Below are 13,179 nucleotides of genomic sequence, written 5' to 3' on the forward strand. Positions count from 1 at the left end.
GGGCTTTTTTCTGTTAGTAAAGGAGAAACTAAGGAGCTGTCTAATATATATAGTAGATAAGTAGAGTGAAAGAGGTGAAGGTAGATGAAACATGCATTGATTACAGCGGGTCATAAAGGTATTGGCAAGAAGGTAACAGAACAGTTTTTAAAAAAGCAGTATTCCGTTACCGTCCATTTTCGCAGTGATAAAAATAAAGTGCGAGAACTGCAAGAAGAATGGCATCAATATAAAGACAACGTACAGTTCGTAGAAGGAGATATAACGAATAAAGCAGATATTGAACACGTCGTTGCGCAGGCTATGGAGCGATTTGGACGTATTGATGTTTTAATTAATAATGCAGGTCCGTATGTATTTGAAAGAAAAAAATTAATAGAGTACACAGACAGTGAATGGTATGAAATGCTGGAAGGGAATTTAAGCTCCGTTTTTCACTTTGTAAAAGCGGTTGTTCCTATTATGAAAAAGCAGCAGTTTGGAAGGATTATTACATACGGTTTTCAAGATGTAGAGTACACCCCTGGATGGATGTACCGCGCGGCTTTTAGTGCCGCTAAGTCAGGGCTAGCTTCTCTGACCAAATCGCTTGCTCTAGAAGTAGCCGAATACGGGATTACGGTCAATATGGTCTGTCCCGGAGATATTGTAGGGGACATGAAAGAAAGTGATATTATAAAAGCAAGATTACTAGAAGACAAGGAAACGCCTGTGGGCCGATCAGGTACGGGAGAAGACATTGCGCGTATTATTGAGTTTCTTTGTGATGAAAACTCAGATATGATTACAGGCAGCATTATATCCGCTTCGGGTGGAGTAGACGTTGTTCATAAAAGTAAAAAAACAAGCCCCTGACGTTGACGCAGGGGCTTGTACGTTACAACAGCGATTCTCCGCCGTCAATAAACATTTCACTTCCGGTAATATGTTTGGACGCGTCAGAAGCTAAAAAGAAGATTAAATCCGCTACTTCTTCGGGCTTAGCCGAGCGTTTAGCAAGCGGCTGATTGCCATTTGGATATTCAATTGGAATCGCGACTTCTTTTAATTTGTCTTCTTGACGGAATGTATTGCTTTCAATATTTGTATCAACTGCTCCTGGACAAATGACGTTTACCCGTATTCCGTATGTAGAAAGTTCAAGAGCTGCCATTTTGCCGAACGCCATTTGGCCAGCCTTTGAGGAACTGTATGCGCTCATGCCGATATTTGAAAATGTACGGTTGCCGTTAATTGAGCTAGTAATAATAATGCTTCCTCCCTGAGCTTTCAAATAAGGAATAGAATGCTTCACGGTTAAAAAAGTACTTGTTAAATTTGTATCAATTGTTTTTGTCCAATCTTCTGGTGATAGTTCTTCAATAGAAGAGAACGTACCGTTGATGCCTGCGTTAATAGAAACAATATGTAATTGACTCCATAGGCTGCTGATCATTTCGATACTCTCTTTTATACTTTCAGAGTCGGAGACGTCTGTTTTAATGGCTATACACTCTCCGCCGCTCGACATGATGGTCTCTTTTACTTCATGTAATTTTTCTTCGTCTAAATCTAAAAGAGCAACGCGCGCTCCTTGTTCAGCTAATGTAATGGCTGAAGCACGTCCAATTCCAGACGCCGCTCCCGTCACGAGCGCAACTTTTCCAGTTAATGCAATCATTTGTAACCCCTCCATATAAAAATGTTGTTTCCTTTCTTTAGCCTATACGGAGGAAATAAAAACCTCTTTTAAAATATTTGTGTTTAAATTTGCTAAAAGATGCCAAAAGGAAAAGAGAAAACAGCGGCGAATTATTAATATGACGCCAGAACATGAAAAAGCTAATGTCAAATGAGACTACTTGAGTAGCTAAAGATATAGCCTGTCTTTTCAGAAGAATGTTTATATAAAATTTTACATCAGAGGGACTTGCAAATCGTTCCTTGAAAGCTTACACTAGTAAAGCACAGAAAAAGGACGGTGTTTTATGAAGAAGAAAAATAATGTGATTCCATTCCCGCAAAGAAGGGAAGCGGCTGCTTATGTTCCCGCTTCTATTAGTTTAGATAAGGATATTGTGGAGTTTTTAGAAATTATGAATTTTGAAGATCGCAATGATTTTTTAAATGAAATGATTGATTCATTTTTTAAATATGTAAAAGGTGAAGAAGACGAAGTAAGATAAAAGGTAACGTTAAAGACATCCAACGAGATGTTTTTTATTTTGTGACCAATTGCTTAAAAGGCATGCTTAAGCCTCGTATAGTTATTTATGGTATAGTATACATTAGATACTATCTAGCAGGTGCAAATGCGAGGAGTGATAAGATGAGTGGATTTAAAAAAGACATTCGTGCCGGATCTGAAGAAACACACTCACTAGAACAATTAAAGCATGAAATGGAGCAAAGCCTGTGGAATTTAAGAAAAGATTTGCGAAATGAAAATCGCTCGGAAACGGAAATGGAAATGATTAAAATTTCGCTGCTGTCACTATTTGAGGAACAGGCAAATAAATTGAGTGAAACTGAGCTTTCTGACTACCTTGCTGATTACCACAAAAGAGTCGAGCAGTTATTCGACAGGTATAGCTATAAATAAGACAAGCATCCTTGCGGGGATGCTTGTTTTTATTTGAGCAAAATTCGCTTGTATTCATTGTGCTTCAGAGGTTTGGATACATATCCGTCGGCTTCTAGCTGATAAATAATGGTCGCGGCTGCATACACGCTAAAGGCATGATCAAGACCAAAGTAGTCTTGCAAAGCGGCGACGCTCACTACCTCTTGAAAGATTTTACTGCGATTCGATAAGACAATAGGGTAGACGTTTTTAACGATTTGCTTTGAAATTTCGAGTGTTAACATATTAAATCCCTCCCGTGTGAATGTACATAACTAAAGGTATTCAGCACGGTGTACATTCATGAAAAAGGGAGCGATTACATTTCTAAAAGATAAAGAAAAGAGGAGTAAATGCCCATAAAATCAAATGTTTTATCTCTTTATGGGGCATGTTTGAAAAACGCAGTATTTTTAGTGTATGACAAACATTTTCAAAAGTTCTATGGAATTATTAGGAGCAATTTAACTAAATCCACATATCTTAAAGTATAGCAAATGGAGGTGAAACACATGGGATACTACGGAGGTTACGGATACGGTTGTGGTTATGGCGGCGGTGGCTGCGGCGGCGGTTTCGCTTTAATCATTGTACTTTTCATCTTATTAATCATCATCGGCGCTTCTTGCTTCGGCGGCGGCTGGTGCTAATTATTAAAAAATGATGACGACGCAACATCCACACTTTATTTCTTCAACTATTTCTTCCACAAAAGGTCTCTTCGGGATGAAGAGACTTTTTTAGTTTATTATTTATAATAACGTGTACAAACTGCACGTTAAAATGGTTTTATGCGTGGTTCTACATAAAAAAAAGACTCTGAAATCAGAGTCTTTTTCTACTTATGCTTTTTGAACGTTAGCAGCTTGAGGTCCGCGTTGACCTTCTTCAACGTCGAATGTTACAGCTTGACCTTCGTCTAAAGATTTGAATCCTTCGCTTTGGATTGCTGAGAAATGTACGAATACATCGTCGCCGTTTTCGCGCTCGATAAATCCGAAACCTTTTTCTGCGTTAAACCATTTTACTGTACCTTTTTCCATGAATGTTGCCTCCTCGTGTGCTATGCACACATTGTATTACTATCCTTGCTCATGATCAAAATCTTTAAGACGAAAGTATTCACCTATCGATTGTTGCCGAACAAAAATAATTCTTCTTATAGAATAGCAAAAGTTAATGATAATTGCAAGGAATGAAGAAAATTTAATGAAAGTGGTTCATTCATTTAATGAAAGAAAACGAAAATTATACGAGTGAAAATAAGTAAGAAAGAGCGTATCAGGTCACACTATCTCTATATATAAGAAGAAAGGGGTCAGTCATATGTTTAAACAAAAAGCAGGGGAAAAACTGATTGAACTGTTAATTGAATGGGGCGTTGATCATATTTACGGCATGCCAGGAGACTCCATTAATTCAATTATTGAACCGCTTCGCAAAGCCCAGGATAAAATTAAATTTATTCAAGTGAGGCATGAAGAAGCGGGAGCTCTCGCAGCGGCTGCATATGCCAAGCTAACCGGTAAAATCGGTGTATGCACGGCTATTGCCGGACCGGGAGCGATTCATTTACTGAATGGTTTGTATGATGCAAAGTTAGACAAAGCTCCCGTGTTAGCACTTACAGGGCAAGTGGAGTCCGATCTCATCGGAAGCGATGCGTTTCAAGAAATTAATTTAGAGCGAATGTTCGATGACGTGGCTGTATATAATCAGCGAATCATGTCCGCTGAACAGCTTCCCACTGTTGTTAATCAAGCGATTCGAACAGCTTATGCTAAAAAAGGTGTAGCTGTGTTAACTATTCCTGATGATATCCCTCGTTTTGAAGTCGGATCAGAAGCACGAGAAACATCAAGCATAATCGTTAAACAAGACGTCTTTCCTCACAGAGAAGACCTTGAAAAAGCAAAAGATTTGATTGGTAAAGCAGAAAGTCCGGTTATTTTAGCCGGTCGAGGCACACATGAAATGAGAGAAGAACTGCTTGCGTTTGCAGAAAAAATCGCAGCACCTATTGTTCTTACGCTTCCTGGAAAAGGCGCCATACCGGATGAACATCCATATTGTCTCGGAGGACTTGGATTAATCGGTACAAAGCCAGCGTATGAAGCGATGCAAGAAGCGGATACGCTCATCATGATTGGAACGTCCTATCCGTTTACAGGCTTTTTGCCAGACCATGCGAAAACGATTCATATTGATATTGATCCCGCACAAATTGGCAAAAGGTACCCTGTAGATGCAGGGCTTGCAGGAGAAGCAAAAACAACCATTCAGTGGTTCTTAGAAAACGTTGGCCGCTCAGAGCATCGCCAGTTTTTAGAGCAAAGTCAAGAACGTATGAAAAAGTGGTGGAGTCAGCTTGATACCCAAGAAGCAAAAGAAAGCCTACCTATCAAGCCACAGCGAGTGATTCGAGCGCTTCAGCACGTAGCGGCTGATAACGCGGTCTTGTCCGTAGATGTAGGAAACGTCACAGTATGGATGGCGCGTCATTTTCGTATGACAAATCAGCAGTTTGTGATTTCAAGCTGGCTAGCAACTCTTGGATGCGGGCTGCCGGGCGCACTTGCTGGAAAAATTGCTTATCCCGAGAAGCAGGTATTTGCGGTCTGTGGAGACGGCGGCTTTGCGATGACGATGGCAGATTTTATTACAGCTGTTAAATACAATCTTCCGCTAGTTGTGGTGCTATTTAATAACCATAAAATCGGTATGATTAAATTTGAACAAGAAGTAATGGGAAATGCTGAATTCGGCACAGACTTAACAAATCCGAACTTTGCCAGGTATGCAGATATTTGCGGAGGTGTTGGCTACCGAGTAGAAAAAGAAGAAGAGCTGCTGCCGGCTTTTGAAAGTGCTGTTAGGCAAAACAAGCCGTGTATTATCGATGTAATCGTTGATGCAAACGAAGCGCCTATGCCAGCTAAGATTACGCTAGGACAAGCAACGGGTTATGCCAAGCATATGGTGAAAGAATTGTTTCAAGAAGGCAAGCTAGATTTACCGCCTCTATAAAAAATAGGCTGTGACAAAAGTACTTTAGTAAAGATCCGAACGATGAATCGAGACTCTTAATAGAGAATCAACTTCGTTTGGATTTTTTTGTTGGAATGGTGAAGGTAATTTAATTAACTATAAAATTATTATGTAAACTTAAATGCTGGCAAATGAAAAGAGGTGATATTATATTTATTTTGTAAAGTGGATGAGCAAAAAAACACCGAATTGGATGGTCTTTTTTTATAAAACTGCTTTAAGATAAGAGAGATAAAGGATAAACTACTAATAAGAAAGTTTAAATGTAAGGACTGACGCCGCATGAACTGGAGACCAGATCGCGCTAGCAAAAAAGCGATTTATAAACAAATTGCAGAATATATTGAAAGCTGTATTTCATCGGGAGCGTTTCCGCCGGATTCTATGCTGCCATCAGAACGAACGCTTGCTGCTGAGCTAAACGTGAACAGAAGCACGGTAGTAGCTGCTTATGAAGAACTGCAGGCACTTGGAATCGTAGAACGTAAAAAAGGAAGCGGCACGCGAGTTAGTTCAAGCATCTGGGGAATTTCCCGTAAACGTATTCCAAACTGGGGGAGATATGTAGAAGACGGTTCATTTTTGCCTAATTTACCGCTCGTACAGCGAATAAGAAGCGAAGCTTTGCGAACAGATTTTGTAAACTTAGCCAGCGGAGAATTAGCTCCTAGCTTATTTCCAAGTGAAGATTTTCAGCGAATATTAGCGGGCATGCCGTTTAATGAGCATTTAGGCTATGATCATCCTCACGGCAATGAACGTCTGCGTGACGCTATTGCTGCTCATGTTCATGAGTACCGGAAAATCTCCACCGATGCTAATTCTATTTTAATCACATCAGGTGCACAGCAAGCACTTCATTTGATTGTTCAGTGTTTGTTAAAACCAGGAGATGCAGTAGCGATTGAAGATCCGTCCTATAGCTATTCACTGCCGCTTTTTCAATCAGCAGGTTTACGAACGTTTTTGCTGCCTGTAGATAAAAATGGAGCCAACCCGGAGGACTTAGTAGAATTACATAAAAAGCATCGCATTCGTATGGTTTTTTTAAATCCGTATTATCAAAACCCGACTGGTATTGTGTTATCAGAAGCGCGCCGAAAGCGGTTTTTAGAGCTTTCTTCAGAATACGGCATTCCGCTTATTGAAGATGATCCTTATTCACTCACGGCATTTGACGGAAATGTACATCAAACGCTGAAATCGATGGACGAGAACGGAAATGTCCTTTATATCAGCTCGCTTTCTAAAATTGTGGCATCGGGCCTTCGAATTGGCTGGATAGTAGGGCCAGAGCAAGTGATTCAGCGCCTGGCAGACGCTAAGCAGCAAATTGACTTTGGCCACAGCATCTTTCCGCAGTGGATTGCTTATCAATTCTTAGATTCTCCTACGTTTTCTTCACATATTGAAAAGCTTAGACAAGAGCTCAAAAAGCAAGAGTATGCCCTGTCGTCGAGTCTGAACGAATTGCTCGGATCAAAAGTATCTTTCGATTCACCTCAAGGCGGGATTCACTTATGGTGCAAAGTAAATCAGCCGGTCGATGACTATCGACTATTGGAAGAATCGCTTAAAAGAGGAGTGGCTTTTGTACCAGGAAGCGTGCTGAGTTCTCAAAGCGGAGCTATTCGCTTTACGTTTGGCAGAGGGGAAGAAGAGGTCATTCGAGAAGGAATCAAACGATTTGCAAGCGCCCTAGAGAGTCTGGAATAGCTATAAAAATAGGTAAACGTACCGGATGAAAGTTTTATTTTATTATTTCGTATAGATTGTTATGATCTTGTGCTATACTAAGAGTACCATTAACTTTACTTCTGTATTTGTACCGACTGGCCCTGTTGAAAAACAGGGCTTTTTTATGTTTGTACACAAAAAAACAGATCCTTTAAAGGATCTGTTTCTGATATGTTGTGTTTCTTATGCTTTTTGAACGTTAGCAGCTTGAGGTCCGCGTTGACCTTGTTCTACGTCAAATGTTACAGCTTGACCTTCGTCTAAAGATTTGAAGCCTTCGCTTTGGATTGCTGAGAAGTGTACGAATACATCGTCTCCACCTTCGCGCTCGATGAATCCAAAACCTTTTTCTGCGTTAAACCATTTTACTTTACCTTGTTCCATAATTGTTGCCTCCTCGTGCGGACTCGCACATTGTGGTACTATTCTTGCTCAAATCTAAAGACGAAAAGTGACAATACTCATACATCCCCACCGAACAAAAATAATTCTCTTACATCTTAGCAGAAATTTCCTATGTTTGCAAGCGCTTTATTTAAAAACCATTCGTATTTTTTAGACAAGTTTTTTATAAATCATGTCTAAAAAATGTCACATTTTGAACATTATAGAAAGGCTATTCTTTGTATTCGCTTTTACTGTAGTTATATAATAATGAAAATACGCTTTTTCTAAAGATAGACGACAAGTATAAGAAACGTACATACTGAGTGCTGAAATGGAGTGGTAAAGATGAAGGTGGGTTTAATTGGTTTAGGAAATATGGGATTACCGATGGCGGAAAATATGATAAAGGCGGGTCATGAACTTGTTATTTATAACCGTACTGCTTCGAAGGCGGAAAGTCTTGTGAAAAAAGGAGCAAAGGTTGTGGAGACACCTGCTCAAGCAGCACAAGAAGCGAATCTTGTCTTCACAATTCTTTCAAATGATGAGGCTTTAGAAGAAGTAACGCTTTCAGAAGCCGGTGTACTTGCAGGCCTTCAAGAAGGTGGTATTCACGTCTCTGTGAGTACTATTAGCGTAGATTTGTCGGAAAAATTAACAAGCGCACATGCTGCATCAGGACAGCATTTTGTTGCAGCGACTGTTTTAGGTCGACCCGACGCAGCAGCAGCCGCGGCTCTCAAAGTAATAGTTGCAGGTAATAAAGAAGCAAGAGAGCACGTTTGGCCGCTGTTTGAAGCGATTGGTCAAACTATTTTCACTGTAGGAGACGAGCCTTACTTATCAAATGTAGCTAAGCTTGGCAATAATTTTTTATTAGTATCGATGTTAGAAGCTGTTTCTGAAGCAGTAGTCATGGTAGAACAGTATGGCATGCAAGCGGAGGAGTTTCTTGAAGTGGTTAATAGCTTATTTGCATCTCCTGTGTATAAAAATTACGGCAATTTAATTGCTAAAAGAGACTTTGATCCGGCCGGGTTCAAGCTGGAGCTTGGACTAAAGGATGTAAACCTGGCTATTGATGCAGCCAAAAAAGTGTCCGCTCCGCTTCCGTTAGGAGAGCTTGTGAAAGGTCACTATGAACAAGGAATCGAAAATGGCTGGGGTCATTTAGACTGGTCCGCTTTACTAAAAACAATTGAAGCTCTAAAAAAAGATAACTAAAAAGACGAAAAGGAGTGCAGCCAGTGAAAGCGAAAGGAAAGTGGGTATGGATTGTATCCTTGATTTCGATTATTTCGTGTCTGCTGTTTGCAGCGGGACTTGGAATGTCTATTTATGATTATGTTAGCGCCTCAAAAGCTACTGTAAAAGAAATGCCAAAGCCAAAGCAAGAAACAAGCAGCAGTAACAAAAGTACAAAGAATTATACGATTGTTGCTTTAGGAGATTCACTGACAAGAGGAACAGGAGATGCAGCGGGAAAAGGATACGTTGGGTATTTAAAAGATAATCTTGAAGAAAAAACGAAGAAGAAAATTCTCTTAAGTAACTTTGGAATAAAAGGTCAAACGTCTTCGCAGCTGGCAAGTCAAGTAAAGCAGCAGGAAATTCAGCGGCAGGTTAAGTCGGCAGATACCGTGCTGATCACCATTGGAGGAAATGACTTATTTCAAGGCGGACAAACGCTGCAGAACTTAAATAAAAACAATATTCAAAAGCTAGAAAATGACTATTTAAAAAACGTAGACAGCATCTTAAAAAGCATCCGGTCGGCCAATAAAGACGCGACGATTTTTTTAATTGGTTTATACAATCCGTTTAGTAACCTGCAAGATGCAAAAACGACAACGGCTATTGTACGAGAATGGAATTACAAAAGCAGTGAATTAAGTGCTAATTATAAGCAAACTGTTTTTGTTCCGACCTTTGATTTGTTTCAGCTAAAGGTAGATGACTACTTATATACCGATAAGTTTCATCCTAATGCAAAAGGCTACAAGCTGATCGCAGAACGTGTAGCATCGCTTATTACGTGGTAAGGGAGGGAATGATATGAGTGAAGTAACGCTTTCAGTAAAAGGACTGAAAAAAGTAATAGGAAAACGAGAAATTATCAAAAATATTGATTTTGAACTAAAAAGAGGCGAAGTGTTCGGCTTTTTAGGACCCAATGGAGCCGGTAAAACGACAACGATTCGAATGCTTGTCGGCTTGATTCGCCCGACCGCTGGTTCCATTTATATTTGTGGATACAGCGTATCGAAGCAGTTTACAAAAGCGATGGAACATATCGGCTGTATTGTTGAAAATCCTGAGCTGTATCCATACTTAAGCGGCTGGGAAAATCTGCAGCACTTTTCACGCATGATTCCTTCTATGACAGAAGAACGCATTCATGAAGTGGTGGAATTAGTTGGCTTGCAAGAGCGTATCCACGATTTAGTTCGCACGTATTCGTTAGGTATGAGGCAGCGTTTAGGAATTGCGCAAGCGCTTCTCGGAAAACCAAAAGTGCTTATTTTAGACGAGCCAACGAACGGACTAGACCCTTCTGGGATTCGGGATATGCGTAAATTTATTCGCTTTTTAGCTGAAAGTGAAGGTCTAAGCGTCCTAGTATCGAGTCATTTACTGAGCGAGATTCAGCTAATGTGTGACCGAGTAGCGATTATCGCAAAAGGAGAAGTTATTCACACAGAATCGGTGAAGACCCTGTTAACTCAGCAAGAGCGTTTACTGTGGAAGCTAGATCCGCAGCCTGCAGGAATAGACGTTTTAAAACAAGTGACGGACTTTGTACAAGTGCAAGGGGAGTATGTCACGACGTTTTATGAAGAAGCTGAAGTGGGAGAGTGGAATAAACAGCTCATTGCAGCAGGAGTAACGGTAAAAGAAATGAATCGAAAGCTTCCAACTCTTGAAGATTTATTTATCGAAATGACAGGAGGCGAATCGATTGATTAGTTTGGTTCAAAATGAAATGATCAAGCTCGTTCGAAAAAAGCGCCTGTTAATCGTTACTCTTATTATGGGCGTTTTGATTTCCATGTTCACCTATGCTCAGCTTCGCGAAACGCAGCGCCTTCAAGAAAAGCTAGGAACGACCGATTGGCGCAGTACGCTGCAGCAAGAAATTATCGATACGCAAAACCGGCTGAGCGGAAGCCAAATTTCAGATGATTGGCGCAAGCAGCTTGAAATTCGCGTGGCGCAGCAGCAGTATTATTTAGATAATGATATCAATCCTTCGGAACCAGGGGCACCAACGTTTGTGCGAGGGTTCATTGAAAACGCCATTCAGCTTTTGCTGCCGCTGATGATTATGATTATTGCAGCGGATTTAGTGTCTTCAGAGTACAGCTTGGGATCCATCAAGGTATTGTTGACGAGGCCTGTGAAACGGTGGAAAATCCTGCTTAGTAAATACATCACGCTCGTCATGTCCGTCTCGTTTTTAATTTTAATGTTTGGCGTTTTGTCGTATCTCATTTCTGGCGTTGTATTTGGATTTAAAGGCTGGACAGCGCCTATTCTTACGGGATTTAGCGTGCAGGGCAATGATTTGAATACAGCGGACGTTCATTTAATTTCGCAGTGGAGATATATTTTAATGGAGTTTGGTCTTGCTTGGTTTGTATCCCTGGTGGTTGGAACGCTTGCTTTTATGCTGTCCGTTTTAATTAAAAGTACGGCTGCTGGTATGGGTGTGATGCTTGCTTGTTTGATTGCAGGTACGATTTTAAGCAGTATGGTTTCTTCGTGGAATTCAGCTAAGTACTTGTTTATGGTCAATTTAAATTTAACTTCTTACCTGCAAGGCACAGCTCCTCCGACTGAAGGAATGACACTAGGATTTTCCTTAGGTGTTTTAACCATTTGGGGACTTGCCGGGCTGCTCGTGTCGTTTCTGGTATTTACCAAAAAAGACGTGTACTAATTCCGTATAAGTTGACGATAATCAGGAACGTACGTTATGATTGTGTTAACAAAAAATGCTGTTTTGCTCAAAGGGGAGTAGCTCTTGCAGTAAAGTCGTCATTTCGAGATTATTATCTCCGGCTTTATTGACAATGCAAATTGTTAGCGAGACCTTTGCCAATGTTGCCATTGGTAAAGGTCTGGATACAAACACCTTTACCACATGTGGTAAGGGTGTTTTTTGTTATTTCAAAATGAGAGAGGAGCTTAAAAATGTCAAAACTATCGAGACTGTTAAAAAGCCCCGCTGTAAAAAAAGGAATAAAAAAAGCTGTACCCATTATTATGAAAGAGTTAAAGAAACGAAAATCGAAAAGAAGATAGCAGAAAAGAAAATAAGAAAGGTTGAGTGCTAAGTGAAAAAGTGGATGCTAGTCATATCAACTGCTGTTCTTTTTATGGTCGGCGGCTGTTCTTTTCTTGAAGATACAAGCAGTACGCTGAACTACGCAAACGATGCGAAAGATTACGTGAGTGAAGCACAAAAGTTTGCTGAAGAAATACCGCCTCTAGCGGAAAAAGCTGTTAATGATGACGAGGCAATAAAGAAGCTAGAGCAAAAGCTGCAGGAAATGAAAGGAAAAGCTGAAGAATTTAATCAAACAAAAGCTCCTGACATCGCTTCTGATGTGCACGATCAGCTTGTTCAACAAAATGAAAAAATCATTAGTGGAATTGAAGCGTATGAAGCCAATATAAAGGATGGCAGCTTCAATCCAGAAGCGCTAAAAAACAGTGAATTGTTTCAATCAATTCAAGATGTATCAAGTATTATGAAACAAATTAAAGAATTAGGTCAGTAAGAAAACGCAACTGAGAAAAAAGTATGTTAACTAAAGAAAATCCGAACGATGAATCAAGGTTCTTGATGGAGAATCAACTTCGTTCGGATTTTTTCATTTGTAAGGTGAACGTAGGCTTCACGTGTATAGGTGCTTCTAGCTGTGGATTGGAGGGCAAGACGAAGACTCCTGCGGGAAAAGCGGAACAGATGAGACCCCGCAGGAGCGCAAGCGACGAGGAGGCTCATCGGCCGCCCGCGGAAAGCGAAGTCTTGCACGGAAATCCACAGCGGTGTCACAAGCGATTCATACTAGCTCATTGATCCTCTTTGTTCGCCTTTAGATTCGATTGATGTAGTTATGTCTTATGACTCAACATCGTTTTCTTGTTATAAATGTAAAATTATATAAATATATCTATTTATTAGAAGGCAAAAACCTTCTCTTTCTTTTTTACATCTACGAAATTTTGTTAGAAGCTGTGACAAACTTAATGTCTGCTTTTCATATCCTATGTATAGTACATATATACACACCGCTTGAAATAAATTTTTTTTGAATGAAAAGGGGGCGTGGGAACGTTGATGTATTAGGTAATAAGACTCATTTTAAAAGGAGGGTTCATCCAATTAATAAAAACTA

15 protein-coding genes are annotated in these 13,179 nt (G+C 40.1%); 11 read left to right on the plus strand and 4 right to left on the minus strand.

Translation table 11 applies throughout. The features are described from left to right. The first annotated feature begins 84 nt into the window (after positions 1 to 84). Entirely contained in the window at positions 85 to 855 is a 771-nt protein-coding gene (locus ACFX40_RS12555; RefSeq protein WP_060746650.1) for an SDR family oxidoreductase, read from the plus strand. Positions 856 to 877: 22 nt separating this feature from the next. On the opposite strand, the gene ACFX40_RS12560 is transcribed toward ACFX40_RS12555, so the two are convergent. Then, a complete protein-coding gene (locus ACFX40_RS12560) occupies positions 878 to 1,660 on the minus strand; it encodes an SDR family oxidoreductase (protein ID WP_377255123.1) in 783 nt (260 codons plus the stop codon). 307 nt (positions 1,661 to 1,967) lie between these two features. On the opposite strand from ACFX40_RS12560, the gene ACFX40_RS12565 reads away from it, so the two are divergent. Further along, complete coding sequence (locus tag ACFX40_RS12565; protein WP_013057412.1) at positions 1,968 to 2,165, plus strand: hypothetical protein; 198 nt, start codon at positions 1,968 to 1,970, stop codon at positions 2,163 to 2,165. Positions 2,166 to 2,308: 143 nt separating this feature from the next. Beyond that, positions 2,309 to 2,581, plus strand: a complete 273-nt coding sequence (locus tag ACFX40_RS12570) for a hypothetical protein (protein WP_060746651.1) — start codon at positions 2,309 to 2,311, stop codon at positions 2,579 to 2,581. 29 nt (positions 2,582 to 2,610) lie between these two features. On the opposite strand, the gene ACFX40_RS12575 is transcribed toward ACFX40_RS12570, so the two are convergent. Beyond that, on the minus strand, positions 2,611 to 2,847 hold the full coding sequence (locus ACFX40_RS12575; protein ID WP_098249523.1) for a hypothetical protein: 237 nt from the start codon (positions 2,845 to 2,847) through the stop codon (positions 2,611 to 2,613). Positions 2,848 to 3,114: 267 nt separating this feature from the next. Here ACFX40_RS12575 and yjcZ point away from each other — a divergent pair, with 267 nt between their 5' ends. After that, complete coding sequence (gene yjcZ, locus ACFX40_RS12580; protein ID WP_013057409.1) at positions 3,115 to 3,252, plus strand: sporulation protein YjcZ; 138 nt, start codon at positions 3,115 to 3,117, stop codon at positions 3,250 to 3,252. A 192-nt stretch (positions 3,253 to 3,444) separates the two neighbouring features. On the opposite strand, the gene ACFX40_RS12585 is transcribed toward yjcZ, so the two are convergent. Further along, positions 3,445 to 3,645 carry a cold-shock protein gene (locus tag ACFX40_RS12585; protein WP_013057408.1) on the minus strand — a complete coding sequence of 67 codons (201 nt, stop codon included), beginning with the start codon at positions 3,643 to 3,645 and terminating at the stop codon, positions 3,445 to 3,447. A gap of 283 nt (positions 3,646 to 3,928) precedes the next feature. Here ACFX40_RS12585 and ACFX40_RS12590 point away from each other — a divergent pair, with 283 nt between their 5' ends. Next, positions 3,929 to 5,629 (plus strand): pyruvate oxidase, encoded by a 1,701-nt coding sequence (locus ACFX40_RS12590; protein WP_025751607.1) that lies wholly within the window; start codon positions 3,929 to 3,931, stop codon positions 5,627 to 5,629. Positions 5,630 to 5,932: 303 nt separating this feature from the next. Continuing rightward, the gene (gene pdxR / locus ACFX40_RS12595) at positions 5,933 to 7,366 is read left to right on the plus strand and encodes a MocR-like pyridoxine biosynthesis transcription factor PdxR (protein WP_034651371.1); all 1,434 of its coding nucleotides are present in this window, start codon (positions 5,933 to 5,935) and stop codon (positions 7,364 to 7,366) included. 204 nt (positions 7,367 to 7,570) lie between these two features. Here pdxR and ACFX40_RS12600 read toward each other — a convergent pair whose 3' ends face one another. Continuing rightward, a complete protein-coding gene (locus ACFX40_RS12600) occupies positions 7,571 to 7,771 on the minus strand; it encodes a cold-shock protein (RefSeq protein WP_013057405.1) in 201 nt (66 codons plus the stop codon). Between the two features lie 348 nt (positions 7,772 to 8,119). Here ACFX40_RS12600 and ACFX40_RS12605 point away from each other — a divergent pair, with 348 nt between their 5' ends. From ACFX40_RS12605 to ACFX40_RS12625, 5 genes are all read left to right on the plus strand, one after another. Next, positions 8,120 to 8,998: an NAD(P)-dependent oxidoreductase gene (locus ACFX40_RS12605; protein WP_377255126.1), complete on the plus strand. Its 879-nt coding sequence runs from the start codon at positions 8,120 to 8,122 to the stop codon at positions 8,996 to 8,998. 23 nt (positions 8,999 to 9,021) lie between these two features. After that, the gene (locus tag ACFX40_RS12610) at positions 9,022 to 9,816 is read left to right on the plus strand and encodes an SGNH/GDSL hydrolase family protein (RefSeq protein WP_028408234.1); all 795 of its coding nucleotides are present in this window, start codon (positions 9,022 to 9,024) and stop codon (positions 9,814 to 9,816) included. Between the two features lie 13 nt (positions 9,817 to 9,829). Next, positions 9,830 to 10,741, plus strand: coding sequence for an ABC transporter ATP-binding protein (locus tag ACFX40_RS12615; RefSeq protein ID WP_098333044.1), 912 nt, complete (start codon positions 9,830 to 9,832; stop codon positions 10,739 to 10,741). Further along, positions 10,734 to 11,714 carry an ABC transporter permease gene (locus tag ACFX40_RS12620; RefSeq protein ID WP_014459751.1) on the plus strand — a complete coding sequence of 327 codons (981 nt, stop codon included), beginning with the start codon at positions 10,734 to 10,736 and terminating at the stop codon, positions 11,712 to 11,714. The genes ACFX40_RS12615 and ACFX40_RS12620 overlap by 8 nt, the downstream gene beginning before the upstream one ends. A 397-nt stretch (positions 11,715 to 12,111) precedes the next feature. Beyond that, positions 12,112 to 12,558, plus strand: a complete 447-nt coding sequence (locus tag ACFX40_RS12625) for a DUF6376 family protein (protein ID WP_028408237.1) — start codon at positions 12,112 to 12,114, stop codon at positions 12,556 to 12,558. Positions 12,559 to 13,179: the final 621 nt, after the last annotated feature.

Source organism: Priestia sp. YIM B13552 (genome assembly GCF_042787775.1).
GTDB lineage: Bacteria > Bacillota > Bacilli > Bacillales > Bacillaceae_H > Priestia > Priestia megaterium_E.

Excerpts from the sequence above, each read along its gene's own strand:
- ACFX40_RS12555 (WP_060746650.1), top strand. The coding sequence starts at position 85 with ATGAAACATGCATTGATTACAGCGGGTCATAAAGGTATTGGCAAGAAG.
- ACFX40_RS12560 (WP_377255123.1), bottom strand. The coding sequence starts at position 1,660 with ATGATTGCATTAACTGGAAAAGTTGCGCTCGTGACGGGAGCGGCGTCT.
- ACFX40_RS12565 (WP_013057412.1), top strand. The coding sequence starts at position 1,968 with ATGAAGAAGAAAAATAATGTGATTCCATTCCCGCAAAGAAGGGAAGCG.
- ACFX40_RS12570 (WP_060746651.1), top strand. The coding sequence starts at position 2,309 with ATGAGTGGATTTAAAAAAGACATTCGTGCCGGATCTGAAGAAACACAC.
- ACFX40_RS12575 (WP_098249523.1), bottom strand. The coding sequence starts at position 2,847 with ATGTTAACACTCGAAATTTCAAAGCAAATCGTTAAAAACGTCTACCCT.
- yjcZ (WP_013057409.1), top strand. The coding sequence starts at position 3,115 with ATGGGATACTACGGAGGTTACGGATACGGTTGTGGTTATGGCGGCGGT.
- ACFX40_RS12585 (WP_013057408.1), bottom strand. The coding sequence starts at position 3,645 with ATGGAAAAAGGTACAGTAAAATGGTTTAACGCAGAAAAAGGTTTCGGA.
- ACFX40_RS12590 (WP_025751607.1), top strand. The coding sequence starts at position 3,929 with ATGTTTAAACAAAAAGCAGGGGAAAAACTGATTGAACTGTTAATTGAA.
- pdxR (WP_034651371.1), top strand. The coding sequence starts at position 5,933 with ATGAACTGGAGACCAGATCGCGCTAGCAAAAAAGCGATTTATAAACAA.
- ACFX40_RS12600 (WP_013057405.1), bottom strand. The coding sequence starts at position 7,771 with ATGGAACAAGGTAAAGTAAAATGGTTTAACGCAGAAAAAGGTTTTGGA.
- ACFX40_RS12605 (WP_377255126.1), top strand. The coding sequence starts at position 8,120 with ATGAAGGTGGGTTTAATTGGTTTAGGAAATATGGGATTACCGATGGCG.
- ACFX40_RS12615 (WP_098333044.1), top strand. The coding sequence starts at position 9,830 with ATGAGTGAAGTAACGCTTTCAGTAAAAGGACTGAAAAAAGTAATAGGA.